Annotated in this window: 20 protein-coding genes; 4 read left to right on the top strand and 16 right to left on the bottom strand. The window is 60.0% G+C overall.

Features of this window, described 5'->3' with window-relative positions:
* Positions 1 to 267: 267 nt before the first annotated feature.
* Positions 268 to 2,898: a phosphoenolpyruvate carboxylase gene (ppc, locus tag LIS66_RS05285; protein WP_227973767.1), complete on the bottom strand. Its 2,631-nt coding sequence runs from the start codon at positions 2,896 to 2,898 to the stop codon at positions 268 to 270.
* Between the two features lie 212 nt (positions 2,899 to 3,110).
* On the opposite strand from ppc, the gene LIS66_RS05280 reads away from it, so the two are divergent.
* The 3 genes from LIS66_RS05280 (at position 3,111) to LIS66_RS05270 (ending at position 5,059) form a co-directional block, all read left to right on the top strand.
* A complete protein-coding gene (locus LIS66_RS05280) occupies positions 3,111 to 3,455 on the top strand; it encodes a hypothetical protein (protein WP_042606952.1) in 345 nt (114 codons plus the stop codon).
* Positions 3,456 to 3,810: 355 nt separating this feature from the next.
* Positions 3,811 to 4,215 (top strand): DUF4398 domain-containing protein, encoded by a 405-nt coding sequence (locus tag LIS66_RS05275; protein ID WP_024011747.1) that lies wholly within the window; start codon positions 3,811 to 3,813, stop codon positions 4,213 to 4,215.
* 55 nt (positions 4,216 to 4,270) lie between these two features.
* Positions 4,271 to 5,059, top strand: coding sequence for an OmpA family protein (locus LIS66_RS05270; RefSeq protein WP_083352019.1), 789 nt, complete (start codon positions 4,271 to 4,273; stop codon positions 5,057 to 5,059).
* Between the two features lie 237 nt (positions 5,060 to 5,296).
* On the opposite strand, the gene LIS66_RS05265 is transcribed toward LIS66_RS05270, so the two are convergent.
* The 15 genes from LIS66_RS05265 to LIS66_RS05195 all read right to left on the bottom strand — a co-directional run bounded on the left by LIS66_RS05265 (position 5,297) and on the right by LIS66_RS05195 (position 22,670).
* Positions 5,297 to 5,626 carry a hypothetical protein gene (locus LIS66_RS05265; protein WP_116658287.1) on the bottom strand — a complete coding sequence of 110 codons (330 nt, stop codon included), beginning with the start codon at positions 5,624 to 5,626 and terminating at the stop codon, positions 5,297 to 5,299.
* The gene (locus LIS66_RS05260; protein WP_227973766.1) at positions 5,623 to 6,528 is read right to left on the bottom strand and encodes an alpha/beta hydrolase; all 906 of its coding nucleotides are present in this window, start codon (positions 6,526 to 6,528) and stop codon (positions 5,623 to 5,625) included. The genes LIS66_RS05265 and LIS66_RS05260 overlap by 4 nt, the downstream gene beginning before the upstream one ends.
* 150 nt (positions 6,529 to 6,678) lie before the next feature.
* Positions 6,679 to 7,929 carry a flavohemoglobin expression-modulating QEGLA motif protein gene (locus tag LIS66_RS05255; RefSeq protein ID WP_166554750.1) on the bottom strand — a complete coding sequence of 417 codons (1,251 nt, stop codon included), beginning with the start codon at positions 7,927 to 7,929 and terminating at the stop codon, positions 6,679 to 6,681.
* A gap of 184 nt (positions 7,930 to 8,113) precedes the next feature.
* The gene (locus tag LIS66_RS05250) at positions 8,114 to 8,827 is read right to left on the bottom strand and encodes a TetR/AcrR family transcriptional regulator (protein ID WP_039762412.1); all 714 of its coding nucleotides are present in this window, start codon (positions 8,825 to 8,827) and stop codon (positions 8,114 to 8,116) included.
* Between the two features lie 105 nt (positions 8,828 to 8,932).
* Positions 8,933 to 10,435 (bottom strand): lysine--tRNA ligase, encoded by a 1,503-nt coding sequence (gene lysS, locus LIS66_RS05245; RefSeq protein ID WP_042606948.1) that lies wholly within the window; start codon positions 10,433 to 10,435, stop codon positions 8,933 to 8,935.
* A 114-nt stretch (positions 10,436 to 10,549) separates the two neighbouring features.
* A protein-coding gene (gene prfB, locus LIS66_RS05240) for a peptide chain release factor 2 (RefSeq protein ID WP_116658289.1) occupies positions 10,550 to 11,645 on the bottom strand; the annotation gives its coding sequence in 2 pieces (ribosomal slippage) (positions 10,550 to 11,572 and positions 11,574 to 11,645; 1,095 coding nt in all).
* 310 nt (positions 11,646 to 11,955) lie between these two features.
* Entirely contained in the window at positions 11,956 to 12,957 is a 1,002-nt protein-coding gene (locus LIS66_RS05235) for a response regulator (protein WP_064364280.1), read from the bottom strand.
* 48 nt (positions 12,958 to 13,005) lie between these two features.
* Positions 13,006 to 14,016 (bottom strand): chemotaxis response regulator protein-glutamate methylesterase, encoded by a 1,011-nt coding sequence (locus LIS66_RS05230; RefSeq protein ID WP_042606945.1) that lies wholly within the window; start codon positions 14,014 to 14,016, stop codon positions 13,006 to 13,008.
* Positions 14,013 to 16,283 carry a hybrid sensor histidine kinase/response regulator gene (locus tag LIS66_RS05225; protein ID WP_227973765.1) on the bottom strand — a complete coding sequence of 757 codons (2,271 nt, stop codon included), beginning with the start codon at positions 16,281 to 16,283 and terminating at the stop codon, positions 14,013 to 14,015. The genes LIS66_RS05230 and LIS66_RS05225 overlap by 4 nt, the downstream gene beginning before the upstream one ends.
* A complete protein-coding gene (locus LIS66_RS05220) occupies positions 16,280 to 16,963 on the bottom strand; it encodes a chemotaxis protein CheW (RefSeq protein ID WP_042606943.1) in 684 nt (227 codons plus the stop codon). Before LIS66_RS05220 ends, LIS66_RS05225 begins: the two co-directional genes overlap by 4 nt.
* Entirely contained in the window at positions 16,963 to 18,231 is a 1,269-nt protein-coding gene (locus tag LIS66_RS05215) for a CheR family methyltransferase (RefSeq protein WP_227973764.1), read from the bottom strand. The genes LIS66_RS05220 and LIS66_RS05215 overlap by 1 nt, the downstream gene beginning before the upstream one ends.
* Positions 18,228 to 18,764 carry a chemotaxis protein CheW gene (locus tag LIS66_RS05210; protein ID WP_227973763.1) on the bottom strand — a complete coding sequence of 179 codons (537 nt, stop codon included), beginning with the start codon at positions 18,762 to 18,764 and terminating at the stop codon, positions 18,228 to 18,230. The genes LIS66_RS05215 and LIS66_RS05210 overlap by 4 nt, the downstream gene beginning before the upstream one ends.
* A complete protein-coding gene (locus LIS66_RS05205; protein ID WP_042606940.1) occupies positions 18,764 to 20,386 on the bottom strand; it encodes a methyl-accepting chemotaxis protein in 1,623 nt (540 codons plus the stop codon). The genes LIS66_RS05210 and LIS66_RS05205 overlap by 1 nt, the downstream gene beginning before the upstream one ends.
* A 77-nt stretch (positions 20,387 to 20,463) precedes the next feature.
* Positions 20,464 to 21,552 (bottom strand): acyltransferase family protein, encoded by a 1,089-nt coding sequence (locus LIS66_RS05200; protein ID WP_227973762.1) that lies wholly within the window; start codon positions 21,550 to 21,552, stop codon positions 20,464 to 20,466.
* Positions 21,553 to 21,557: 5 nt separating this feature from the next.
* Complete coding sequence (locus LIS66_RS05195; protein ID WP_227973761.1) at positions 21,558 to 22,670, bottom strand: acyltransferase family protein; 1,113 nt, start codon at positions 22,668 to 22,670, stop codon at positions 21,558 to 21,560.
* Positions 22,671 to 23,584: 914 nt separating this feature from the next.
* Between LIS66_RS05195 and LIS66_RS05190 the strand changes: the two genes are divergently transcribed.
* The gene (locus LIS66_RS05190; protein ID WP_007949952.1) at positions 23,585 to 24,100 is read left to right on the top strand and encodes an Hcp family type VI secretion system effector; all 516 of its coding nucleotides are present in this window, start codon (positions 23,585 to 23,587) and stop codon (positions 24,098 to 24,100) included.
* Positions 24,101 to 24,106 lie beyond the last annotated feature (6 nt).

Genomic DNA, 24,106 nt, shown 5'->3' with positions numbered 1-24,106 from the left:
TACAAAACAAAGGATTCGCACGTAACCGGCGGATCCTGAAAATACGGGTCGTGGCCGCACAAACGGCCAAAGGCTGATCAAGATACACAGCAGGCTGCGCCCACACAAGACGCCAAAAGTCGGAGAAACCGACGCCCGCCGTGACCTCGCGACGCGGTAACCCAAGTCGCAACCCCAACATTAACTGTCGCCTCGCGGGACTTTCCTACGGCAGGCGTGGCGACATCCGACCCTCATCGCGAATGCCGCCTGACGTGATGAGCAACCTTAGCCGGTATTGCGCAAGCCGGCGGCAATCCCCGCTACAGACACCAGCAGCGCCTGTTCCACCGGGCTGCCCTGCTCGACTTCCTGCTGCCGCGAGCGCGCCAACAACTCCGCCTGCAATAGATGCAGCGGGTCGAGGTAGGTGTTGCGCAAGCGGATGAATTCGAGGGTGTCCGGGCTGTGCGCCAGCAGCTGCGACTGCCCGGTCAGACCGAGCACCACCGAGCATGCCTGCGACAATAGGTCGCGTAACTGCGCGCCCAACGGCAGCAGTTCGGCTTCGACCAAACGCTCGTCGTAGGACTGCGCAATATCCGCGTCGGCTTTGGCCAGAACCATTTCCAGCATGTCGATGCGGGTGCGGAAGAACGGCCATTGCTCGCGCATCTGCCCGAGCAACTCCCCCTCGCCGCGCTCCAGGGCCTTGCTCAGCGCCGTCTCCCAACCGAGCCAGGCCGGCAGCATCAGCCGCGTTTGGGTCCAGCCGAAAATCCACGGGATCGCCCGCAGGCTTTCGATACCGCCGGCACGACGTTTGGCGGGACGACTGCCCAAAGGCAAACGTCCCAGTTCCTGCTCCGGGGTCGACTGACGGAAATACTCGACGAATTGCGGATTTTCCCGCACCACCTGGCGGTAAGCGCTGACACCGTCAGCCGCCAATTCGTCCATCAGATGCCGCCATTCAGGGGTCGGCGGCGGCGGCGGCAGCAAGGTCGCTTCGAGCACGGCGGCCAGATAGAGATTGAGGTTTTGCTCGGCGATGTCTGGCAGGCCGAATTTGAAACGAATCATTTCGCCCTGCTCGGTGGTCCGGAAGCGCCCCGCCACTGAGCCCGGCGGCTGCGACAGAATCGCCGCGTGCGCCGGGCCGCCACCACGGCCCACGGTGCCGCCGCGACCGTGGAACAACAATAGTTCGACTTGCTGCTCGCGGCAGATTTCCACGAGGCGCTCCTGCGCGCGATATTGCGCCCAGGCCGCAGCGGTGGTGCCGGCATCCTTGGCCGAATCGGAATAGCCGATCATCACTTCCTGCGGGCCGTGCAGGCGCGCGCGATAGCCCGGCAACAGCAACAGACGTTCCATCACCGGCCCGGCGTTATCGAGGTCGGCGAGGGTTTCGAACAGCGGCACTACACGCATCGGCCGCAGCACGCCGGATTCCTTGAGCAGCAGTTGTACAGCCAGCACATCGGAAGCGGCGCCCGCCATGGAGATCACGTAGGAGCCCAGCGACGCAGCAGGCGCGGCGGCGATTTCCTTGCAGGTGTTGAGCACTTCAGCGGTGTCCGCCGACGGTTTGAAATGCGCCGGCAGCAGCGGACGACGGTTGCTCAGCTCCTCGGTGAGGAAGTTGATGCGCTGCTCTTCGTCCCAGTCTTCATAGCGGCCGAGGCCGAGGTAATCGGTGATTTCCGTCATCGCCGAACTGTGCCGCGTGGAATCCTGGCGCACATCGAGGCGCACCAGGAACAGGCCGAACGTCACCGCCCGACGCAGGCAATCGAGCAACGGCCCGTCGGCGATGACGCCCATGCCGCATTCGTGCAGCGAGTTGAAACACAGCTGCAAAGGTTCGAGCAGATCGCGATTGTCGTGCAGCACATCGGCGGGTGCCGGGGTCGGCGCGGTCAACGCGGCATGCGCCCAATTACGCGTAGCTCGCAAGCGTTCGCGCAATTGCTTGAGGACTGCGCGATAGGGTTCGGCGCTGTCGCCTGCCTTGGCCTTCAGCGCGGCGCTGGCCTGCTGCATCGACAGTTCGGCAGCGAGATGATCGACATCGCGCAGGTACAAATCAGCGGCCATCCAGCGCGCCAGGAGTAAAACTTCTCGGGTCACTGCCGCGGTGACATTGGGGTTGCCGTCACGGTCGCCGCCCATCCACGAGGCGAAGCGAATCGGCGCGGCTTCCAGCGGCAAGCGCAGGCCCGTCGCAGCGAACAGCGCCTGATCGGCCTTGCGCATATGGTTGGGGATCGCCTGCCACAAGGAGTGCTCGATCACCGCAAAGCCCCACTTGGCTTCATCGACCGGGGTCGGTCGGGTGCGGCGGATTTCCTCAGTGTGCCAGGCTTCGGCGATCAGCCGCTGCAGTTTGGTCTGGATCTGCTCGCGCTCGGCGCTGGTCAGGTCGCGATGGTCCTGTGCGGCCAGTTGCGCGGCAATCGCGTCGTACTTCTGGATCAGGGTGCGCCGCGCCACTTCGGTCGGGTGTGCGGTGAGTACCAGTTCGATTTCCAGCCGCGCCAGTTGCCGGGCCAGAGATTCAGCGCTGTGGCCTTCACTGCGCAGGCGCGCGAGCAGTTCCGGCAATACCCGCGACTCGAACGGCGCCGGCTGCGACTCCTCGCGGCGATGGATCAGTTGGTACTGCTCAGCGATGTTGGCCAGGTTGAGAAACTGGTTGAAGGCCCGCGCGACCGGAAGCAATTCGTCTTCGCTCAATTGATTGAGGCTGGCGCTCAGTTCGGCGTCCATCGAGCCGCGCCGGTCGGCTTTGGCGCCTTTGCGAATCTGCTCGATCTTGTCGAGGAACGCCTCGCCGTACTGGTCTCGAATGGTGTTGCCCAACAGCTCTCCGAGCAGGTGAACGTCTTCGCGCAAGCGTGCATCAATATCGGTCATCAGCAGTTCTCCAGCGGTAATCGGGGACAGCGCAGAAATGAATGCTTTGCCAGAGAGTGCCGCTCTGCGCCGCTTCTTACAAGCAGGCGACGAATCGACTTAAACCTTGCGCGCGAAAGCCAGTCTCAACAGTAAGCCGTACGAAGGCCCGCCGCCGGCGCTGCCGGACACTCACCCAGGCCTGCCAGCAGCAGGCGCGAAATGAGGTCATCATGAAAATTCGTGAACTCGCCCAGCATTGGGAAGAAAACGCCAAAGGTCGCCTGACCGACACTGGCTACACGATTCACCTGGATGTGGAATCCGCTGCTCGCCTGGCGGCGATTGCCGAAATGTACCCCAAGCGTCATCCCGAGGAACTGCTCGGCGAACTGATCGGCGCCGCGCTCGAGGAGTTCGAAGCGAGCCTTCCGTATGTGAAGGGTTCGACGGTGGTGGCGACGGATGAGGAAGGTGACCCGTTGTATGAAGATGTCGGCCCGACCCCGCGTTTTCTGGCGCTGTCGCGGCGACATCTGCATGACTTGTCGTCGGCTGAGAACAAGCAGAAGCACTGACCCTACACACATCAAAACTGTAGGAGCGAGCGTGCTCGCGATGGCGTTTTTCAGCTACCCCATATGTGGCTGACACACCGTTATCGCGAGCAGGCTCACTCCTACAATGGGTCGTGACATCCTGAATATTTACCCCGCGCGTACCGCTTCCGACCATCAAAGTTCCCGTCCCAAAGCCTTGTCCAATCGGTCAATTTAATTTTTGGCGATAGGCCATCTTTTCTGAACTTTTCAAAAATGCCGCCGGTCGGAACTGGTAACCACGCCTGGAACGAGCGTTTCAATTCGCGTCAACAAGCGATGCTTTCGGCTCCTCTGCCAGGATGGATTCAGTTGTATTTTCAGGAGATGCCTAATGGAGTTGAAGACCATGAAAACCCAAACCTCGTTTTCCCACCTGCGCGGTCTGAAACTGGCCGCTCTGGCCATCGGCACCAGCTTCGTGCTGGCCGGTTGCGCGGGTAATCCACCGACCGAGCAGTACGCCGTGACCCAATCGGCCGTCAACAGCGCTGTCAGCGCTGGTGGTACCGAGTTCGCTGCGGTGGAAATGAAGCAGGCTCAGGACAAACTGAAACAAGCTGAAATCGCCATGCACGACAAGAAGTATGACGAGGCCCGTCGCCTGTCCGAACAGGCTGAATGGGACGCTCGCGTCGCTGAACGCAAGGCTCAGGCCGCCAAGGCCGAACAGGCTGTGAAGGATTCCCAGAAAGGTGTTCAGGAACTGCGTCAGGAAAGCCAGCGCACTGTGCAGTAAGCGCGCATCCCGACCGCAAAGCTGAAACTCTTACCGATAGAAAGGACGACAAATTATGCGTAAGCAACTGATGATTCCCGCTCTTCTGGCCGCAAGCGTTGCACTGGCTGCCTGCTCCACCCCGCCTAACCCGAACCTGGAACAGGCGCGCACCAACTACGCCGGCCTGCAGGCCAACCCACAGGCAAGCAAAGTCGCGGCACTGGAAACCAAAGACGCCAGCGACTACCTGGACAAGGCCGACAAGGCTTATCTGGATAAAGAAGACGCGGCCAAGGTTGACCAACTGGCCTACCTGACCAACCAGCGCGTCGAAGTGGCCAAGCAGACCATCGCCCTGCGCACCGCTGAAAACAACCTGAAAAACGCCGCTGCACAGCGCGCTCAGGCTCGTCTGGATGCCCGTGACCAGCAGATCAAACAGCTGCAGGACAGCCTCAACGCCAAGCAGACCGATCGCGGTACGCTGGTGACTTTCGGTGACGTGCTGTTCGCCACCAACAAGGCTGATCTGAAGTCCAGCGGTCTGGTGAACATCAACAAACTGGCGCAGTTCCTCCAGGAAAACCCGGATCGCAAAGTGATCGTCGAGGGTTACACCGACAGCACTGGCGCCGCGAACTACAACCAGTCGCTGTCCGAGCGCCGCGCCAACTCCGTGCGCACAGCGCTGGTGAAAATGGGCGTTGATCCAGCCCGTATTGTCACTCAGGGTTATGGCAAGGAATACCCGGTAGCAGATAACGGCAGCGTCTCGGGCCGTGCGATGAACCGTCGTGTGGAAGTGACCATCTCCAACGACAACCAGCCGGTAGCACCGCGTTCTTCGGTGAGCTCGAACTAAGCTTCACGTCGTAACGCAAAAGCCCAGCCTGACTTGATCAGGCGGGGCTTTTTTGTGGGAGCAGACATCGTAGCCCCTCACCCCAGCCCTCTCCCGAGGGAGAGGGAGCCGATCAGGGGATGCTGGTGAGATGTGCCGGCGGGTAAGATTTGTTTTGAATCCATAATCGACCTGGTCTGTCAGGTCGATGGATAGCCCGAGACACCTCGGTCAGTCCCCTCTCCCTCTGGGAGAGGGTTAGGGTGAGGGCTTCTGCGGGGTCTCTTCGCCCATGCAACGCACGGCTTTCTTCTGCGCATTGACCAGCACCCCGGTCAGGCCTTTCTGTTCGGTATCGAACAACACCAGCACGCCATCAATACACTGCGCCACTTGCGGCGCTGGGGTCAGCGAGACTTTGTAGTCCTCGCCCGGTACGGTCTTGAGCATGGTGAATTCGTTCAGCAGCAACGCATCCTCAGGCTTGGCGAAATGCAGATAGCCGTAGTACCACAGCGCTCCGACGGTGCCGAGGATGCTGCAGATACCGGTGATGATCAGCGGGATGGCGTTGCGTTCTTCAGTCATTGCGGGGTCTCATCTTCATTGTTCGGAGGCGGCGGATAGTTGGGGATTTCGCCGAGGCGGCGCAGGCCGTCGAAGTGTTGGGGATCGTCGAGATAGCGCAGCATGACCTGACGCCACACCGGGTCGCCGAAGGTTTGCACATGACCGCCACGGGTCAGCTGCAACACGCGCGGCTGCGGCGCTGCCTGATACAGGCGAATGCCGTTGGCCATCGGCACCAGCGGATCGTCGATGCTGTGGAAGATCAGCTTGGGCACGCCAGTCAGCTGCGCCATTGAGTTGATTGCGCTGTCGCCATCGGGTACCAGCCACGACAGCGGCACCTGCAACGGCCAGGTCAGCCATGAAGTGCTTAGGGCGAACTGGCCGACACTGCGATAACTGGCGGGCACGCCATCCAGCACCAAGGCCTTGAGCTGTTTTTGCCGTTCCGGGTGCTGCGCCAGCCAATGCACCGACATGGCGCCGCCCAGGCTTTGTCCGAGCAACACCAGCGGTCTGCCTTTGACCTCGGGCGCGTTGTCGAGCCAGGCGAACGCCGCGTCGATGTCCTGATAGATCGCCGGCAGGCTCGGCTTGCCCTCGGACAATCCATAACCGCGATAGTCGACCAGCAGCACCTGATAGCCATTCTTCGGCAACCACCAGCTCCCGCCCAGATGCATTGGCAGATTACCGCCGTTGCCGTGCAGATGCAGGACCGTGCCTTTGACCTCGACGCCGGGTTTGGCCGGCAGCCACCAGGCATTGAGTTTCAGGCCGTCGGCGGTGGTCAGGGTGACAGTGCGGTATTCGAGTCTGGCTTTGTCCGGGGTAAAGATCTGGCCAGGTTCGGGGTAGAACAGCAGCGAACTGCAACCACCGAGGGTCAAGAGCAGGCAAAGGATGCCGAGGATTCTCATCCGGTGAAACCTCGCAGAATTCAGGTTGGAATGCAGAACAAACCTGTAGGAGTGAGCCTGCTCGCGATAGCATTGTGTCAGTCGATATATCGGTTGATTGACACACCGCTATCGCGAGCAGGCTCACTCCTACAGGGGTGTGCGTTGGGTCTAGAGGATATTGGAGTAATCCGCTTCGATCCGGTCCAGGCTCAAATGGTTGAGGAAGTTGGAGAAACACATCCACGCCGACAACGCGTTCAAGTCCCGGAACTGGTCCGGCAGATACTTCGGCGGCACCACCAGCCCCTCATCCACCAGTTGCCGCAAGGTACGCATGTCTTCCAGGGTGGTCTTGCCGCAGAACAACAGCGGAATCTGCTCAAGCTTGCCTTTGCGCACGGCCAACTGAATGTAGTTGTAAACCATGATGAAGCCCTTGAGGTAGGACAAGTCTTTGGTGAATGGCAGACCGGTCGGCGTCGAGCCACGGAAAACCCGGCTGGCATTGCCGTAGCTTTCGGCCATTTCGAAACCCTGCTCGCGGAAGAATTCGTAGATCTGCAAGAAGTCCGCGCCCTCCTCGACCATGTGAATCGCACGGGTGCGGTTGGTCAGTTTGCGCAGGCGACTCGGGTAGGAGGCGAAGGTGATGATTTCCATCAGGATCGCCAGACCTTCCTGCGTTACCGTCGACGAGGGCGGGCCTTTCGACAGGAACGTACAGATCGGCTGGTTCAAACCGTTAAGCGTGGTGCCGACGTGCACGAGGCCTTCGTGGACTTCCAGTGCGCGCACATCGCGGTCGTTGAACAGCGCGTCGGTGCGGATCTTGATGTAGTCGGCGCCCGCTGCGGCGTCGGCGACGATGCCGTCGGACTCGAATACGCGAATGGTTTCCTCGGCCTCGCCGAATACCTTGTTGAGTCGGGTTTGCAGCAGGTGCACGGCGTCTTTGGCGGTAAGGATTTTCGGCTCGTCCTTGAGGTCGCCGCGCCCGTCGATGTTGTTCAGGTAGTCGGACATCATCAGGCCAAGATCGGCCAGGGTCGGGTCACCGGCGTGGAAGGCATCGGACGCCGCGCCGTACAGCTCTTGCGAGATCAGGCCGAAATCCTCGGTGCCGCGCGCTTCGAGCATGCGCACGACCATGCGGTATTCCTTGCACATGCGCCGCATGATCTGCCCGACCGGGTTGAACTGGCCGAGCTGACGGGTAATGTCACGCTCGATGTTCTGGAATTCCAGTTTGACCTGGCTCGAATCGAATGACAGCGGACGGTTGAGGTAGTAGTCGCGATCCACCGCCGGCATTTCCTTGCCTTTGGCCTTGAGGAAGCCCTTGCGCACGTTGTCGTCCCACTTGACCGCATCGAGCACGCGGATCGGCGTCTGCGCCAGCACAATGCGATCGGACAACATGCGTATCGTCTGCTGGTAATCGTCCACCCGAAACTCCTGTAGAAAACGTGACGTGCTGAAACTCAGACTTTAAGCCTTTGTGGGAGCGAGCCTGCTCGCGAATGCACTGTGTCAGACAACGGAGATGTTGAATATCAGAGCGCTTTTGCGAGCAGGCTCGCTCCCACAGGTGTAGCGTCAAACGCTAGACCGATGCCAGCACCAGGTGCATATACCGCGTCAGAATCCCGAGCATGTCCTCTTCGGCCAGGGGCTCGGCGTCATTGAGCAGGCCCTGATATTCCATCCGCCCGATAATCGCCGTCAACACCTTGGCATCCTGCTGCGGTTCGCGCGAGCCCAATACCTGGAACAACTGGCAAGTACCCTGCAGCAGAATCTGCTGATGCGAACGCACCAGAATCGCCAGACGCGGGTTGAGCAGCGCTTCCTGACGGAATGCCTGTTCAGCCATCAAATGCTCGCGGCGGTTGATCAATTGCCGGTGCACGTAATCGGCCATCAGCCGCGCAATGTCATCGGCCAGTTGCGAGCGCGATTCGGGGCTGCCGTCGGCGCTGACCACCATCTCACGCAACAGACCTTCGTTGTTGACCCACAACTTGGCCATGTACGCCGCGCTGCGTTCGACGTATTGGGCAAAGGTATCGGTGAGCAGGTCATCGATATCCTTGAAGTAATACGTGGTCGCCGACAGCGGCACACCCGCCTCCGCCGCGACCGCACGATGGCGCACGGCACGCACGCCGTCGCGCACGACAATGCGCATTGCTGCGTCGAGAATGTCCTGGCGACGCTGCTCACTGCCCTGTCGGCTGGCCTTGCGGCCCTGGTACTGAACACTTTCAGCGACCGCAGTGGCGATACCCGCTGCACCTTCTTGAGCTATTGCACCCATCACGACAGCACTTCCTCTGCTATTTGCAAATTAACCAATTGATACATTTGTACCAGACAGGCAATAAAAAGCCGCCTGTTTTAGGCGGCTTTTCAACTGAAACGTTTACGCTTGCGGTCGCATGTGCGGGAACAGGATCACATCGCGGATCGACGGCGAGTTGGTCAGCAACATCACCAGACGATCGATGCCGATACCTTCACCGGCGGTTGGCGGCATGCCGTACTCCAGCGCACGGACGAAGTCGGCGTCGTAGTGCATCGCTTCGTCGTCGCCGGCGTCCTTGTCGGCCACCTGCGCCATGAAGCGCTCGGCCTGGTCTTCCGCGTCGTTCAACTCGGAGTAGGCGTTGGCGATTTCACGACCACCGATGAACAGCTCGAAACGGTCGGTGACGTTCGGGTTGTCGTCGTTGCGACGGGCCAGCGGCGACACTTCGAACGGGTACTGAGTGATGAAGTGCGGCTGTTCCAGTTTGTGCTCGACCAGCTCTTCGAAAATCATCACCTGCAGTTTGCCCAGGCCTTCGAAGCCCAACACCTTGGCGCCGGCTTTCTTGGCGATGGCGCGGGCCTTGTCGATATCGTTGAGATCATCGGCGGTCAGCTCAGGGTTGTACTTGAGGATCGAGTCGAACACCGACAGACGCACGAACGGTTCGCCGAAGTGGAACACCTTGTCGCCGTACGGCACGTCGGTGCTGCCCAGAACCAGTTGCGCCAGCTCGCGGAACAGTTCTTCGGTGAGATCCATGTTGTCTTCGTAATCGGCGTACGCCTGATAGAACTCCAACATGGTGAATTCAGGGTTGTGACGAGTCGAAACACCTTCGTTACGGAAGTTGCGGTTGATCTCGAACACTTTCTCGAAACCGCCAACCACCAGACGCTTCAGATACAGCTCTGGGGCGATACGCAGGAACATTGGCAGGTCGAGCGCATTGTGGTGGGTTTCGAACGGCTTGGCCGCGGCGCCGCCGGGAATGGTCTGCAGCATCGGCGTTTCGACTTCGAGGAAGTCGCGCTTCATCAGGAAGCTGCGGATGTGCGCGATCACTTGCGAACGGACGCGGAAGGTCTGGCGCACGTCTTCGTTGACGATCAGGTCGACATAGCGCTGACGGTAGCGCTGTTCGGTGTCGGTCAGGCCGTGGTGCTTGTCCGGCAGCGGGCGCAGCGACTTGGTCAGGAGGCGCACGCTGGTCATTTCAACGTACAGGTCACCCTTGCCGGAACGCGCCAGAGTGCCTTCGGCAGCAATGATGTCGCCCATGTCCCAGGTTTTCACCGCGGCCAGGGTTTCTTCAGGCAAAGTCTTGCGGTTGACGTAGACCTGGATGCGCCCGGTCATGTCTTGGATCACCATGAACGAGCCACGGTTGAGCATGATGCGACCGGCTACCTTGACCGGGATTGCAGCCTCTGCCAGCTCTTCCTTGGTCTTGTCCGCGTACTGTTTCTGCAAGGCATCGCAGTAGTTTTCGCGGCGGAAGTCGTTCGGGAAGGCATTGCCCTTGGCGCGCTCGGCAGCAAGCTTTTCCTTGCGCAGGGCGATCAGGGAGTTTTCTTCCTGTTGCAGGGCTTGCGGGTCGAGTTGTAGGTCGCTCATGTCTTTAAGTATTCCATCAGGTTCGTTGCCCCCGGGCCCTGCGGCCCGGGGATCGCCAGCAGGCTGGCTCCTACAGGGATCGAGTCGAGTCGCTCGATCCTGTTTTGGCGTCTGTTACAGGCCCGATTTCAGGCTGGCTTCCAGATACTCGTCGATATCGCCGTCGAGCACCTTGTCGCAATCGCTGCGTTCGATGTTGGTACGCAGATCCTTGATCCGCGAGGCATCGAGCACGTAAGAGCGGATCTGGTGACCCCAGCCGATGTCCGACTTGGTGTCTTCCAGCGCTTGCGAGGCGGCGTTGCGCTTCTGCATTTCCTGCTCGTACAACTTGGCCCGCAGCATTTTCATCGCGGTGTCCTTGTTGGCGTGCTGGGAACGCTCGTTCTGGCAGCTGACCACGGTGTTGGTCGGCACGTGGGTGATACGTACGGCCGAGTCGGTGGTGTTTACGTGCTGACCACCGGCACCGGAGGAACGATAGGTGTCGATCCGCAGGTCTGCCGGGTTGATTTCGATTTCCACCTTGTCATCGATCTCTGGCGAGACGAAAACGGCGGAGAACGAAGTGTGGCGACGGTTACCGGAGTCGAACGGGCTCTTGCGCACCAGACGGTGCACGCCGATCTCGGTACGCAGCCAGCCAAAGGCATATTCGCCCTTGATGTGCACGGTCGCGCCCTTGATCCCGGCGACTTCACCGGCGGACAGTTCCATGATGGTGGCGTCGAAACCGCGTTTGTCAGCCCAGCGCAGGTACATGCGCAGGAGGATGTTGGCCCAGTCCTGCGCTTCGGTACCGCCGGACCCGGCCTGGATGTCCAGGTAGGCGTTGTTCGGGTCCATTTCATGGCTGAACATGCGGCGGAATTCCAGCTTGGCCAGATTTTCCTCGAGACGGGCCAGCTCGGCGACGACATCGCCCACTGCGCCTTCGTCGTTTTCTTCGACGGCCATTTCCAGCAGGTCGCGGCAATCAGCCAGACCGCCGTTCAGTTCGTCGAGGGTGTCGACGATCTGCGCCAGCGCGGCACGCTCGCGGCCCAGCTCCTGGGCGTATTCAGGTTTGTTCCAGACACTCGGATCTTCAAGCTCGCGATTGACTTCGGTCAGACGCTCATGCTTTTGATCGTAGTCAAAGATACCCCCGAATAGTTTCGGAGCGCTCGGACAGGTCCTTGATGGTGTTCAGGATCGGGTTGATTTCCATGACGGGCAGCACTCGTTGGCGAACTTTTGAAAGCCGGCGAGTATAACGTAATCAGGCTGTGACGGCAGCCCGTCTGGCGGGTGTGGGGATCATTAAAGCCTTTGCCCTCACCCTAACCCTCTCCCTGAGGTAGAGGGGACCGATTGGGGGATATTTGAGAGGTACGCCGACGTGAAAGGGCTTTGCCGAATCCGGAATCGCCAAGCCTGAAGATCCATAATCGACTCGGTCGATCAGGTCGATGTACAGCGCCAGACACCTCGGTCGGCCCCCTCTCCCTCCGGGAGAGGGCTGGGGTGAGGGAAAGCCGTTATTCGATCCCGACCTGGTTACGACCGTTGTTTTTAGCCAGATAAAGGCCACGATCCGCCGCCGAGATCAGCAACCGACAATCGCTACCCGCCTGCGGCACCATCGTCGCCAGACCAATACTGATGGTCAGGCTCGCCCCTTCCGCCGGGGTGTTGTGCGGGATTTTCAAGGAGGCCACGGTCTGGCGCAGCTTCTCGGCCAACAGCCGCGCGCCGCCCGGCGAGGTGTTCGGCAGGACCAGCACAAACTCCTCGCCGCCATAACGCGCCGGCAGATCCGACGGTCGCGCGCTGGCCTCGCGGATCGCCGTCGCGACCTTGCGCAACGCTTCGTCGCCTTCTACGTGGCCAAAACTGTCGTTGTACGACTTGAAGTAATCGACGTCGATCATCAGCAATGACAGCTGCGTCTGATCGCGCAGCGAACGGCGCCACTCCAGTTCCAGGTACTCGTCGAAGTGACGGCGGTTGGACAGCCCGGTCAGGCCGTCGGAGTTCATCAGCCGTTGCAGCACCAGATTGGTGTCGAGCAATTGCTGCTGGCTGACCCGCAACGCACGGTAGGCCGCATCGCGTTGCAGCAGCGTCATGTACGAGCGCGAGTGATAGCGAATGCGCGCGACCAGTTCGATGGTGTCCGGCAGTTTCACCAGATAGTCGTTGGCGCCAGCAGAGAACGCCGCGCTCTTGATCAGCGGATCTTCCTTGGTCGAGAGGACGATGATCGGAATGTCCTTGGTCGCCGGGTGATTGCGGTATTCGCGCACCAGGCTCAGGCCATCGAGGCCGGGCATCACCAGGTCCTGGAGGATCACCGTCGGCTTGATCCGCACCGCCTGGGCGATGGCCTGCTGCGGGTCGGAGCAGAAGTGGAAGTCGATGTTTTCCTGATCCGACAGCCCACGGCGCACCGCTTCGCCGATCATCGCCTGATCATCCACCAACAACACCATGGCGGCGTTCTCGTCGGTTTTAATGTCGTCGATCTGTAAATCATTCATGAGCGGTCACCTGAGTACTGCGGGGGCCTGGATTGCCGATCAACCTGTTCATTTGGGGAAAATCTCCAGCAATCGTGGCGCTATCTTTTCCAGCGGGCGAATTTCCACCGCGGCATCGATCGCCGCGGCAGCCTTGGGCATGCCGTACACCGCACTGCTGTGCTGATCCTGAGCGATGGTCAAATAACCCTGCTGGCGCATGAGCTTAAGCCCTTGCGCACCATCGCGCCCCATCCCGGTCAATAAAACCCCGATCGCGTCACCGTTCCAGTAACTGGCCACGCTCTCGAAAAACACGTCGATCGAGGGGCGATAGATCTCGTTGACGGGTTCGGCGGTGTAGGCCAGCGTGCCGTTTTTCAACAAGCGAATATGGTGATTGGTCCCGGCCAGCAACACCGCACCACTTTGCGGCGGCTCGCCTTCACGGGCCAGACGCACATCGAGACCGCTGGCGCTGGCCAGCCATTCGGCCATGCCGGCGGCAAACACCTGATCGACATGCTGCACCAGTACGATCGCCGCGGAAAAATCCTTCGGCAGGCCTTTGAGCAAAACCTCCAGCGCCGCCGGCCCGCCAGCAGACGAACCGATCGCCACCAGCCGCTGGCGTGACGGCGAACTGCGCGGCGAACTCGGCGCCGGGCGCGAACGTGGCGCCTTGTCGCCGATCAGCCAGCCGATGTTGAGGATCTTGCGCAGCAACGGTGCCGCCGCTTCCTGGGCATTGCCGGCGCCGATCGCCGGGGTGTCGACCACGTCCAGCGCGCCGTGGCCCATGGCCTCGAACACGCGGTGCACGTTCTGCTGGCGGTCGACGGTGACGATGACAATCGCGCACGGGGTCTCGGCCATGATCCGCCGCGTGGCTTCGACGCCGTCCATGATCGGCATGATCAGGTCCATCAGAATCAGGTCCGGGGTGTATTCGGCGCAGCGTTGCACCGCCTCGGCGCCGTTGCTGGCGACCCAGATCACCTGATGCGCCGGCTCGAAGGCCAGTGCTCGGCGCAAGGCCTCCACCGCCAGGGGCATGTCGTTGACGATTGCGATCCTCATGCCCGCGCTCCCCCAATGAGCTCGACCACTGCATCGAGCAGGGCGTCGTCATGAAAACTGGCTTTGGCTAGATAATAGTCGGCGCCGGCGTCCAGTCCACGGCGACGGTCTTCTTCGCGATCCTTGTACGACACGACCATCACCGGCAGCGATTGCAGACGGTTGTCGCGGCGCAACAGGGTGACCAGCTCGATGCCGTCCATGCGCGGCATGTCGATGTCGGTGATCAGAAGATCGAAGTTCTCCGAACGCAGCGCGTTCCAGCCGTCCATGCCGTCCACCGCCACCGCGACATCGTAGCCGCGATTGAGCAGCAGTTTGCGTTGCAGCTCGCGCACGGTCAGCGAATCATCGACCACCAGCACCCGTTTGCGCGCCGCTTCGGCAGCCTGGTTGCCGTGGCGAGCGATGCGTTCCAGGCGCCCGGTATTGAGCAGTTTGTCCACCGACCGCAGCATGTCTTCGACATCGACGATCAGCACCACCGAACCATCATCGAGCAAGGCCCCGGCGGAGATGTCCTGAACCTTGCCCAGGCGCTCATCCAGCGGCAGCACCACCAGCGTGCGCTCACCGACGAAACGCTCGACCGCCACGCCGTAGATTGCCTCGCGCTCGCGGATCACCACGACTTTGAGGGTAGCGCCGGCGTTCTGGCTGGCCGGGCGATTGAGCAACTGACTCGCCGCCACCAGGCCAACATGGCGGCCCTCGTGCCAGAAGTGCTGACGGCCTTCGACCTGCACGATGTCTTCGGGGGCCAGATCGCACATGCGTTCGATGTGCGCCAGCGGGAACGCATAGGCCTCTTCGCCGACCTCGACCACAAGGCTGCGCACCACCGACAAGGTCAGCGGAACCTCCAGGTGGAAACGGCTGCCCTCGCCCGCCGTCTGTTCCAGCACCACGGCCCCGCGCAATTGGCGAACCATGTGCTGAACAGCGTCCAGACCGACACCACGGCCGGACACTTCGGTGACCTTGTCGCGCAGGCTGAAACCGGGCAGAAACAGGAAGGTCAGCAGTTCTTCTTCGCTCAATTGCGCTGCAGTTTCGGCTGGGGATAACTGCCGTTCGATGATGCTGCGGCGGACTTTCTCCAGATCGACACCATTGCCGTCATCGCTCAATTCCAGCACCAGCAAACCGGCCTGATGGGAGGCGCGCAGGCGGATCAGGCCTTCTTCGGGCTTGCCCTTGAGCAGGCGTTGTTCCGGGGTTTCGATGCCGTGATCGACGGCGTTGCGCAGCAGATGCGTGAGCGGCGCTTCGAGCTTTTCCAGCACGTCGCGATCGACCTGGGTTTTCTCGCCTTCGATCTCCAGGCGCACTTGTTTGCCGAGGCTGCGACCGAGGTCGCGAACCATGCGCGCCTGCCCGCTCAGCACGTCGGCGAAGGGGCGCATGCGGCAGGCCAGCGCGGTGTCGTAGAGCACTTGTGCACGCTGGCTGGCGTGCCAGGCGAACTCGTCGAGTTCGGCGTTTTTCTCGCTGAGCAGTTGCTGCGACTCGGCGAGCAGGCGTCGCGCATCTTCCAGCGATTCGAGCGCTTCCAGACTCAGCGCGTGCTCCTTCAGGTGAACGTTGAGATTTTCCAGCGCGCGCAGGCCGTTGTTCTGCATGCGCTTGAGACGCTGCATGGTCGCCAGATGCGGTTTCAGCCGCTGGGTTTCCACCAGCGATTTGCTCGACAGATCGAGCAGGCTGTTCAGGCGCTCGGCGGTGACGCGCAAAACGCGCTCGCCGCCTTCGGTGGTGCGTTTGTTTTTGCGCGGTGTCGGCTCGGCGGGCTCGTCAATAATCGGCGCCGACACCACTGGCGCTGGCTCGATCTGCAAATCGGCCATCGGCGGCGAAGCAACGACAGCGGCTGCTGCCGACGGATCGAGCAAACGCCCCATCAACACCACGTAGGCTTCAATGTCAGTCGATTGCGGCGCGTTGGCCGGCGTGGCGATGCGCATCAGCAGGTCGGTGCCCTGCAACAACGCGTCGATGTGCTCGGGACGTAGTAACAAACGGCCTTCCTGCGCGCTGACCAGGCAATCCTCCATGACGTGGGCGACGCTGACGCCGCTGTCGATGCCCACAATCCGCGCCGCGCCTTTGAGCGAGTGCGCCGCGCGCATGCACGACTCCAGTTGATCGGCCTGGGTCGGATTGCGCTCCAGCGCCAGCAGCCCGGCGCTGAGCACCTGGGTCTGGGCCTCGGCTTCGAGGCTGAACAGTTCGAGCAGAGAGGCGTCGCGCATTTGCTCGGGGGTCATGTCAGGCTCCGGGTCACGGCGGACAACAACTGTTCTTCGTCCAGCCAGCGCAGGCTGCGACCGCGATATTGCAGAACGCCACGGGTGTACCTGGCACTGGTCTGCGCACCGGACTGCGACGCGGCATCAAGGATACGTTCGTCGATGGCATGGATGCCGTCCACCTCATCCACTGGCACCACCACTGGCCCGCCGTGTGCGGCGATGATCAGCATGCGCGGCATGACTCGTCCGCCGCCGACCGGCGCAACGCTGCCGTCAAGGTCGAGCAATTCCACCAGCGACAGGCACGCGACCAGTGCGCCACGCACGTTGGCCACGCCGAGCAGGGCGCGCGAGCGCTGGTGCGGCAGCGAATGAATCGCCTGCAGCGGCGCGACTTCAACGAGGCTGCGCGTCGCCAGTCCAAGCCATTCCTCGCCGAGACGGAACATCAGCAAAGAGCGGGTCTTGACGTCGGTTTCGACTTTGCTGACCACCGCGTCGCGCTGGTCCTGCTGCAACGAATAGCGGTCGAGCAGGCGCGTGGCGGCGGCGGAATACACCGAGCAGTTGCGGCAATGGATGTGCTCTTCCAGCAACGGGCAGGACTTGTCGCCATGAATGCCGATGCGGTTCCAGCAATCGTCGATGGCGCGGGCGTCTTCGTGGGTAACGTTCAAGGTGTCGGACGCGCTCATCATTTACGCTCACTGTCGGCGGTGCGCCCGCTGCGGGCGGCGCGCTCCTGCAATCGTCGGGCACCCACCGAGTCGCCCTGGGCCTGGAGCAACGCGGCCAGGTGCATCAGTGCTTCGGGGTGTTGCGGTTCGAGATACAAAGCCTTGCGGTAATAACCCTGGGCTTCGAGGCTCAGCCCGGCGACATCGCTGAGCAGGCCGAGCCAGTAGAACACCTGCGCCACCGGTTCATGACTGCGCAGATACTGTTCGCACGCGGCACGGGCCTCGGCGCTTTTGCCTTCGTTGGCAAGTGCAGCGATTTGGGCCAGCAATGTCGCGGCGTCGGGGTTAGCAGTTTTTTTCGTTACCGGCAAAGGCGTCACGGCAGCGAACGGCCGGTTGCGCACTGGCGCTGGCGGCGTGCTGCGGGGTGGTTGGCTGATTGGTACGGCAACTGGTTTGGGCGTCGGCAGTGGTTCGGGGTGCGGCTCACTGTGACGGCTGAAAGCGAACGACTGCGCGATACCGATCGAGCGCATGCCCAAGCGCCCGAGCAGACTGCCCTCCGCCGGGCCGATAAACAGCACGCCGTCGACATGGGTCAGGCGCTTGAGCACTTCGAACACCTGCTTCTGGGTCGGTTGGTCGAAGTAGATCAGCAAATTGCGGCAGAACACGAAATCGAAGGCAGGCTCGTTCGCCAACAGCGTCGGATCGAGCACATTGCCGACTTGCCAGCGCACTTGTTCGCGAACGTATTCGTTGACCCGGTGGCCGTCCTGCTCGGCAAAAAAATGTCGTTCGCGGTATTCCAGATCCTGACCGCGAAACGAATTCTTGCCATACAACGCACGCCGGGCCTTTTCCACCGAGAGCGGACTGATGTCCATACCGTCGACCTTGAATTGATGCGGCTGCAATCCGGCATCAAGCAAGGCCATCGCAATCGAATAGGGTTCTTCGCCCGTAGAGCACGGCAGGCTGAGGATGCGCAACGCGCGCATGTTGTTGAGTTCTTTAAGCCGAGCTCGCGCCAGTTTGCCTAACGTAGCGAAGGATTCCGGGTAGCGGAAAAACCACGTCTCCGGGACGATCACCGCTTCGATCAGCGCCTGCTGTTCATCCCGCGAGCCTTGCAACAATTGCCAATATTCGTCGGCGTGCGCGGCCTGGGAAAGTGTGGTGCGCTGGCGTACGGCACGTTCGATGATCGCCGCGCCCACCGAGGCGACATCGAGGCCGATGCGTTCCTTGAGGAAATCAAAAAAGCGCTGATCACCACTCATGGCAGCGCCTCAAGCTGCGCCGGATCGCGCGGCGGATCGGGGAACAGCAAACTGCGCACGGCGTCATCGAGCAAGTCATTGACCCGCACCCATTGCAGCAATCCTTGCGCATCTTCGCGCACCGGGCCGAGGTACGGCGCCGCGCGGTTATCGAGGCCGTAGGGCTGAAAATCTTGCGGATGACAGCGCAGTGTGTCGGTGGCCTGTTCGAGAATCAGCCCAAGCCATTGCGCGGGCTGCGAGTGATCCGGCTGATAATTGACCAGCACCAGCCGCGTGCTGGTGCGCGCCTCGGCGGGCTGGCCAAACGTCAGCGCGCTGAGATCGATCACCGGCACCACCGCGCCGCGATAGGCGAACACCCCGGCCACCCAATGCGGCGCGCGGGCAATCGGTTTCAACGGCAGGCGCGGCAGCACTTCGGCCACTTCGGTGGCGCGCAGGGCATAGCGTTCGCTGCCGATGCGAAACAGCAGAAACAGCGCCGGTTTCGCCACTGGCGCGGCGCCACGCTTGGCGATGATTTCGCTCATCAGACTTTGAATCGCGAAACGCCGCTGCGCAGGCCGACGGCCACCTGGCTCAGTTCGTCGATGGCGAAACTGGCCTGACGCAGCGATTCGACGGTCTGGCTGCTGGCATCGCCCAACTGCACCAGCGCATGGTTGATTTGTTCGGCGCCGGTCGCCTGGGCCTGCATGCCCTCATTGACCATCAACACTCGCGGGGCCAGCGCCTGCACCTGATGGATGATCTGCGACAGCTGCTCGCCGACCTGCTGCACTTCGGACATCCCACGGCGCACTTCTTCGGAAAACTTGTCCATGCCCATCACTCCGGCCGACACCGCCGACTGGATCTCGCGGACCATTTGCTCGATGTCATAAGTGGCCACGGCGGTCTGATCCGCCAGACGCCGGACTTCGGTAGCGACCACGGCGAAACCGCGGCCGTACTCGCCAGCCTTCTCGGCTTCGATCGCCGCATTGAGCGACAGCAGGTTGGTCTGATCGGCCACTTTGACGATGGTCACCACCACCTGATTGATGTTGCCGGCCTTCTCGTTGAGGATCGCCAGTTTGGCGTTGACCAGATCGGCCGCGCCCATTACCGAGTGCATGGTGTCTTCCATGCGCGCCAGGCCTTGCTGGCCGGAACCGGCGAGCACCGAGGCCTGATCGGCAGCTGTGGACACTTCGGTCATGGTCCGCACCAGATCCCGCGAGGTCGCGGCGATCTCGCGGGAGGTCGCGCCGATTTCGGTGGTGGTCGCTGCGGTTTCGGTAGCGGTGGCTTGTTGCTGCTTGGAGGTGGCGGCGATCTCGGTCACCGAGGTCGTCACCTGCACCGAAGAGCGCTGGGCCTGGGAGACCAGCGACGTCAACTCGGTCATCATGTCGTTGAAGCCGGTTTCGACCGCGCCGAACTCGTCCTTGCGATCGAGGTTCAGGCGCGTGCTCAGGTCGCCGGTGCGCATGATGTCGAGGATGGTCACGATCCTGTTCATCGGCGCCATGATTGCGCGCATCAACAGCAACCCACAGAGGCCCGCGGCCAGCACCGCGACCAGCAGGGAAATGACCATGCTGACTTTGGCCGTCGCCACCGCGTCGTCGATGTTGGCCATGGCGGTATCAGCGACGACTTTGTTTTCGCCAATGATGTCGTTGAGTTTCATGCGCCCGGTGTACCAGGCCGGAGTCAGTTTTTCGTTGAATAACTTGACCGCATCCGCTTCAAGATTACGACTGCGCAGGTCCAGTACAGCGTTTTGAATCTCGATGTAGGTATCGTGATATTTCTCGAACAGGGCGAACTCGGAACGGTCTTCGTCGGTAGCCATGGTTTTACGATAGTTGGCCATCTGCTCTTGCAGACGCGCCTCGAATGCCTTGTAGTCCGCCGCATCTTCGCTGGAAATGCCCTGGCCTTCCTTGAGGCCGAGCAGCTCCTGGGTCTGCAAATAACTGTCGACCCACGCGCCGCGAATCATCGAGCTGTAGTAGACGCCGGGGATGGCATCGTCGCGCACGCTGTTTTCACTGGCCTCGATTTTCAGCAACCGCGAGTAGGACAGCACCACCATCAACAGCATGATGGCGATAATCACCGCAAAGCTCGCCAAGATGCGTTGGCGCAACGTCCAGTTCTTCACAGTGAATCCTCGTGCCTGATCGAAATGCGGGGAGTATAGCCGAGGGCGGTGTTTCATTTATAAGACGCTCTCGATCCTCAGGCCTGCGCTCTTTTGCTGGCGCCGCGCTGCAATTTCGAATTGATCGCCTTGGCCAAGCCAATACCTGGTTTTTCCAGCAATGCATAAACGACACTGGCCATTACCAGCGTCGCCAGCAAGTAGCTCAGAAAAACCACAACTTCGAATTGTGCCTGCAGGTCTGTCGCATACGCCGCCCACTCCAGAAAGAACGGGTGTATCAGATACATCGAATAACTGATCGTGCCCAGGAACGTCAGGCTGTTGATGCTTTTGCGCAGGAACAACGTCACCACAAGGGCAATGGCCATACCGATCAGATAACTGGTCATATAAACCAGCGGATTTTCCTTGTAGCCCTGATCGGCGCTGTAAGCCAGCAGGCAGATAATCGGAAGCAAACACGCGAATAATGCCAACCAGACAGCGACGTATCGGTGAGCTTGCCCATGCGCCAGGCCCAGGCTGACATCCCGCCACAGACTGCCGAAAAACATGATTGAGAGGCACAACGGCAGCGCAACGGGGATCTTTTTGGCCAGATAGAACCTGGTGATCGCAAAGATCAGCGCCACTGCCAGCAACCCGATTGCCGCGCTGAGTCGCACCCAGGCTTTACCCAGGAGGCCGACGCTGAATAACGCCGCGCAAGCCACGTAGAAAAACATCTCGATGATCAGAGTCCAATACACGCCGAACAGATCCGGTGTTTGCACAGCGGCCTGCAGCATCGTCATGTTGATCAATACTGTGGAGAGCGGTACGGGCGTCGACAAAAACCAGTCCGAACTCGCAACCGCCAGAGCTATGGAGAACCAATACGCCGGATAGAGTCTGAAAAACCGGGAAACGGCGAAAACCGCCAGCGCATGCCGGCCCTGTTTCAAACTATAAGGAATGACCATCCCGCTGATCACGAAGAAGATCACCACCCCTACCTGCCCCAAGTTCACATGAGCAAAGAAGAAAGAGTCCTTGAGCGGGGTTCGTTCGATGAAGTGTGCTACCACCACGAACATTGCAGCGATGCCTCTCAAGGCATCCAGATGCGTCAGTCGATCTACCGGACTTCCTGCCCAGTCATTAGCAAAGGGTAAGATTTTCAAGGATCTCAGACTCCCGCTTCGATCGATGATGCCTTCGCTGCGCCGGCCGCTTTGCTGTTCGTCAATCGCGCATCGAGAATTGCATTGATATGCTGGCCCAATCGAATCGAGCGCTTCTCTATCAAGAAATAACAAAGTGATGAGAAGACAAGCGTGCTCAGACAATAAATAACAAAAACAGGAGCATTGAAACCGTTCTGCAGATGCACCTTCGAGTCAGCCAACTCCAGGAAGAACGGATGGATCAGATAGACTGAATAGCTGATCGTCCCTAGAAAAGCGAGCACCCGGCTTTCCAGTTTCAACACCGTGGTAGCCAACACAAAGAACGCCAGCGCAGCAAAATAACTACCGGTAAAATTCCAGGCACTCTCTTGCAGCCCTTGATCGATATCGTAAGCCAGCAGTGCGATGATCGGAAATGCGGTAACAAACATAGCGATCCAGATCATGCTGTATTTCTTTCCCGACGGATTTCGATCGATTTGATAGTTGCGCCATATCCCTCCAAACAACATCAATGAAAGCGATGACAGGATTCCAACAGGGGCCGAGACAGAGTAATAATGTCGTGCCGCCGCTCCGGTCAGCGCAAGCAATAGTAGTGCTATTGCCAACCAGAACCTTGTTTTCAGGCACCCCAGCAATCCGAATAGACTCAGCGCGATACAAAGACCATAGAAAACCAGCTCGACAAATAAGGTCCAATACACACCAAACAAGTTGGCGTACCCTAACACTGCCTGAACCATGGTGATGTTTGCCAATACCCTGCTCTCTTCAAGCTCCCCCGAAATAAAAAAAACAATAGCAAAGCAGGCCAATATTACTGAGAGCCAATAGGCAGGGTACAACCTGAAAAACCTTGAAATCATGAACCGCCGGTTCTTTCCGGGATAATCCTTGAAACTGAACGGAATTACGAAACCGCTGACCATAAAAAAAACCACGACGCCGAACTGCCCCGGCCGAAAGTAATCGAATACCACCCAGCTGAGGAGTGGCGTTCTTTCAATATAGTGAGAGCCCATGACTGTCAGCGCCGCCAAGGCCCTGAGCGAATCGAGGTAAGTCAAACGATGACTGCTGACCATTCTGCTTGAAATATCCTTTTTCAATGACCTGCTCCGTTGAACAAGTGACTAGGAGTTATATGTTTATTAATTGCCTTGATCTCACTGCAGTAACAATCCGAAACGTGGCCCCGCTTGAGTAAGCGATCGGGTTAATCCACTCGTATTGATGTTCGGTCTCCAAACAAGGGTTACCCGGACCTCGAGCCTTCAGCCTGGATCGAAAATTTCTCTGCTCTGCGCTCAAGTGTGCTTCCAGATGTTGCTTGCGCTCTGAAGAGGCGCTCACCACCATGGTTGAGGTCAACTCTTGCCGCGGGCCTTTGAGCAATGGGCTATCTGCGGCACTTTGCACTGCAAACAACCTATGTCATTCGTCAGGCTCGGTCAGGTTCCGCGAAGAGCGGAGCATCCGCAGCGATACGTGCACTTAGAATGAATAATGGAAAAAGCATCGTTTGGGGGGCATTTCGCTGAAGCGAGTGCAAAAACAGGAATTTCCTACAGACATAGCCGTGCCGAAAATACTCGACTTCCTACATCCAGCTTTTACATAGTGATTCTGCGATCACGCCATCGAAAGTTTCGAGGTGCGCTAACGCTTTCCGGCACACCAAAATTTCCTGCTCGCGAAGCAACCCCCTCGGTCCCGGCAAATCCCCAACTGCGCAAGAAGTTGCGCAGTAGGTCGTAATATTTCAGGGCCTAAATCCTCTGCAGCCCAAGCAGTGCAAGGCCTGCAGCCAAGTGCGCAAGAAGTTGCGCAGTACTGCGCAACTTCTTGCGCACTTTCTTCTGATTATTCCGCTGAAAATCGCCCCGAAAGATCACCGACCACCATGGCGCCCCCGCCAGCCGGGCACCTCTCCAAACCTGGCACGCTCCTTGATACCCCTCAGCCACCCACCGGGCGATTTCGCCTCCGGGCACCCTCAATTTATCCGCAAGGAGAGCACCCCATGGCAACACCAGCGTACATGTCGGTTACCGGCGAAAAACAAGGCCTGATCACTGCCGGCGCGTTCACCGCCGACTCCGTTGGCAACACCTATCAGGAAGGCCACGAAGACCAGGTCATGGTTCAGGCTTTCACCCACGACGTGATCATCCCGCGTGACCCGCAATCCGGTCAGCCAACCGGTCAGCGCGTGCACAAGCCAGTTGTGATCACCAAGGTCTACGACAAGGCTTCGCCTCTGCTGCAAGCCGCACTGACTTCCGGCGAGCGCATGAGCGAAATCGTTATCCAGTGGTACCGCACTTCGGCCCAAGGCACCCAAGAGCACTACTACACCACCAAACTGGAAGACGCGATCATCGTCGCCATCAACAACAAAATGCACAACTGCCAGGATCCAGGCAACGCGCACTTCACCCACCTGGAAGAAGTGCAGTTCACCTACCGCAAAATCACCTGGACCCACGAAGTATCCGGTACTTCGGGTTCCGATGACTGGCGTGCTCCAGTCGTTTAATTACGG

The sequence above is a fragment of the Pseudomonas sp. HN2 genome, from assembly GCF_020736465.1.
Lineage (GTDB): Bacteria > Pseudomonadota > Gammaproteobacteria > Pseudomonadales > Pseudomonadaceae > Aquipseudomonas > Aquipseudomonas moraviensis_A.
Note: the sequence above shows the minus strand (reverse complement) of the source record. Positions and strands in the feature narration are given on the sequence as shown.

What these genes read in the sequence shown, in the direction of transcription:
- LIS66_RS05235 (WP_064364280.1), bottom strand. Translation starts at nt 12,957, where the DNA reads ATGAATGATTTACAGATCGACGACATTAAAACCGACGAGAACGCCGCC.
- LIS66_RS05275 (WP_024011747.1), top strand. Translation starts at nt 3,811, where the DNA reads ATGGAGTTGAAGACCATGAAAACCCAAACCTCGTTTTCCCACCTGCGC.
- LIS66_RS05260 (WP_227973766.1), bottom strand. Translation starts at nt 6,528, where the DNA reads ATGAGAATCCTCGGCATCCTTTGCCTGCTCTTGACCCTCGGTGGTTGC.
- LIS66_RS05280 (WP_042606952.1), top strand. Translation starts at nt 3,111, where the DNA reads ATGAAAATTCGTGAACTCGCCCAGCATTGGGAAGAAAACGCCAAAGGT.
- LIS66_RS05255 (WP_166554750.1), bottom strand. Translation starts at nt 7,929, where the DNA reads ATGTTGTCCGATCGCATTGTGCTGGCGCAGACGCCGATCCGCGTGCTC.
- LIS66_RS05220 (WP_042606943.1), bottom strand. Translation starts at nt 16,963, where the DNA reads ATGAGCGCGTCCGACACCTTGAACGTTACCCACGAAGACGCCCGCGCC.
- LIS66_RS05230 (WP_042606945.1), bottom strand. Translation starts at nt 14,016, where the DNA reads ATGAGGATCGCAATCGTCAACGACATGCCCCTGGCGGTGGAGGCCTTG.
- LIS66_RS05210 (WP_227973763.1), bottom strand. Translation starts at nt 18,764, where the DNA reads ATGAGCGAAATCATCGCCAAGCGTGGCGCCGCGCCAGTGGCGAAACCG.
- LIS66_RS05190 (WP_007949952.1), top strand. Translation starts at nt 23,585, where the DNA reads ATGGCAACACCAGCGTACATGTCGGTTACCGGCGAAAAACAAGGCCTG.
- LIS66_RS05270 (WP_083352019.1), top strand. Translation starts at nt 4,271, where the DNA reads ATGCGTAAGCAACTGATGATTCCCGCTCTTCTGGCCGCAAGCGTTGCA.
- lysS (WP_042606948.1), bottom strand. Translation starts at nt 10,435, where the DNA reads ATGAGCGACCTACAACTCGACCCGCAAGCCCTGCAACAGGAAGAAAAC.
- ppc (WP_227973767.1), bottom strand. Translation starts at nt 2,898, where the DNA reads ATGACCGATATTGATGCACGCTTGCGCGAAGACGTTCACCTGCTCGGA.
- LIS66_RS05225 (WP_227973765.1), bottom strand. Translation starts at nt 16,283, where the DNA reads ATGACCCCCGAGCAAATGCGCGACGCCTCTCTGCTCGAACTGTTCAGC.
- LIS66_RS05215 (WP_227973764.1), bottom strand. Translation starts at nt 18,231, where the DNA reads ATGAGTGGTGATCAGCGCTTTTTTGATTTCCTCAAGGAACGCATCGGC.
- LIS66_RS05265 (WP_116658287.1), bottom strand. Translation starts at nt 5,626, where the DNA reads ATGACTGAAGAACGCAACGCCATCCCGCTGATCATCACCGGTATCTGC.
- LIS66_RS05250 (WP_039762412.1), bottom strand. Translation starts at nt 8,827, where the DNA reads ATGGGTGCAATAGCTCAAGAAGGTGCAGCGGGTATCGCCACTGCGGTC.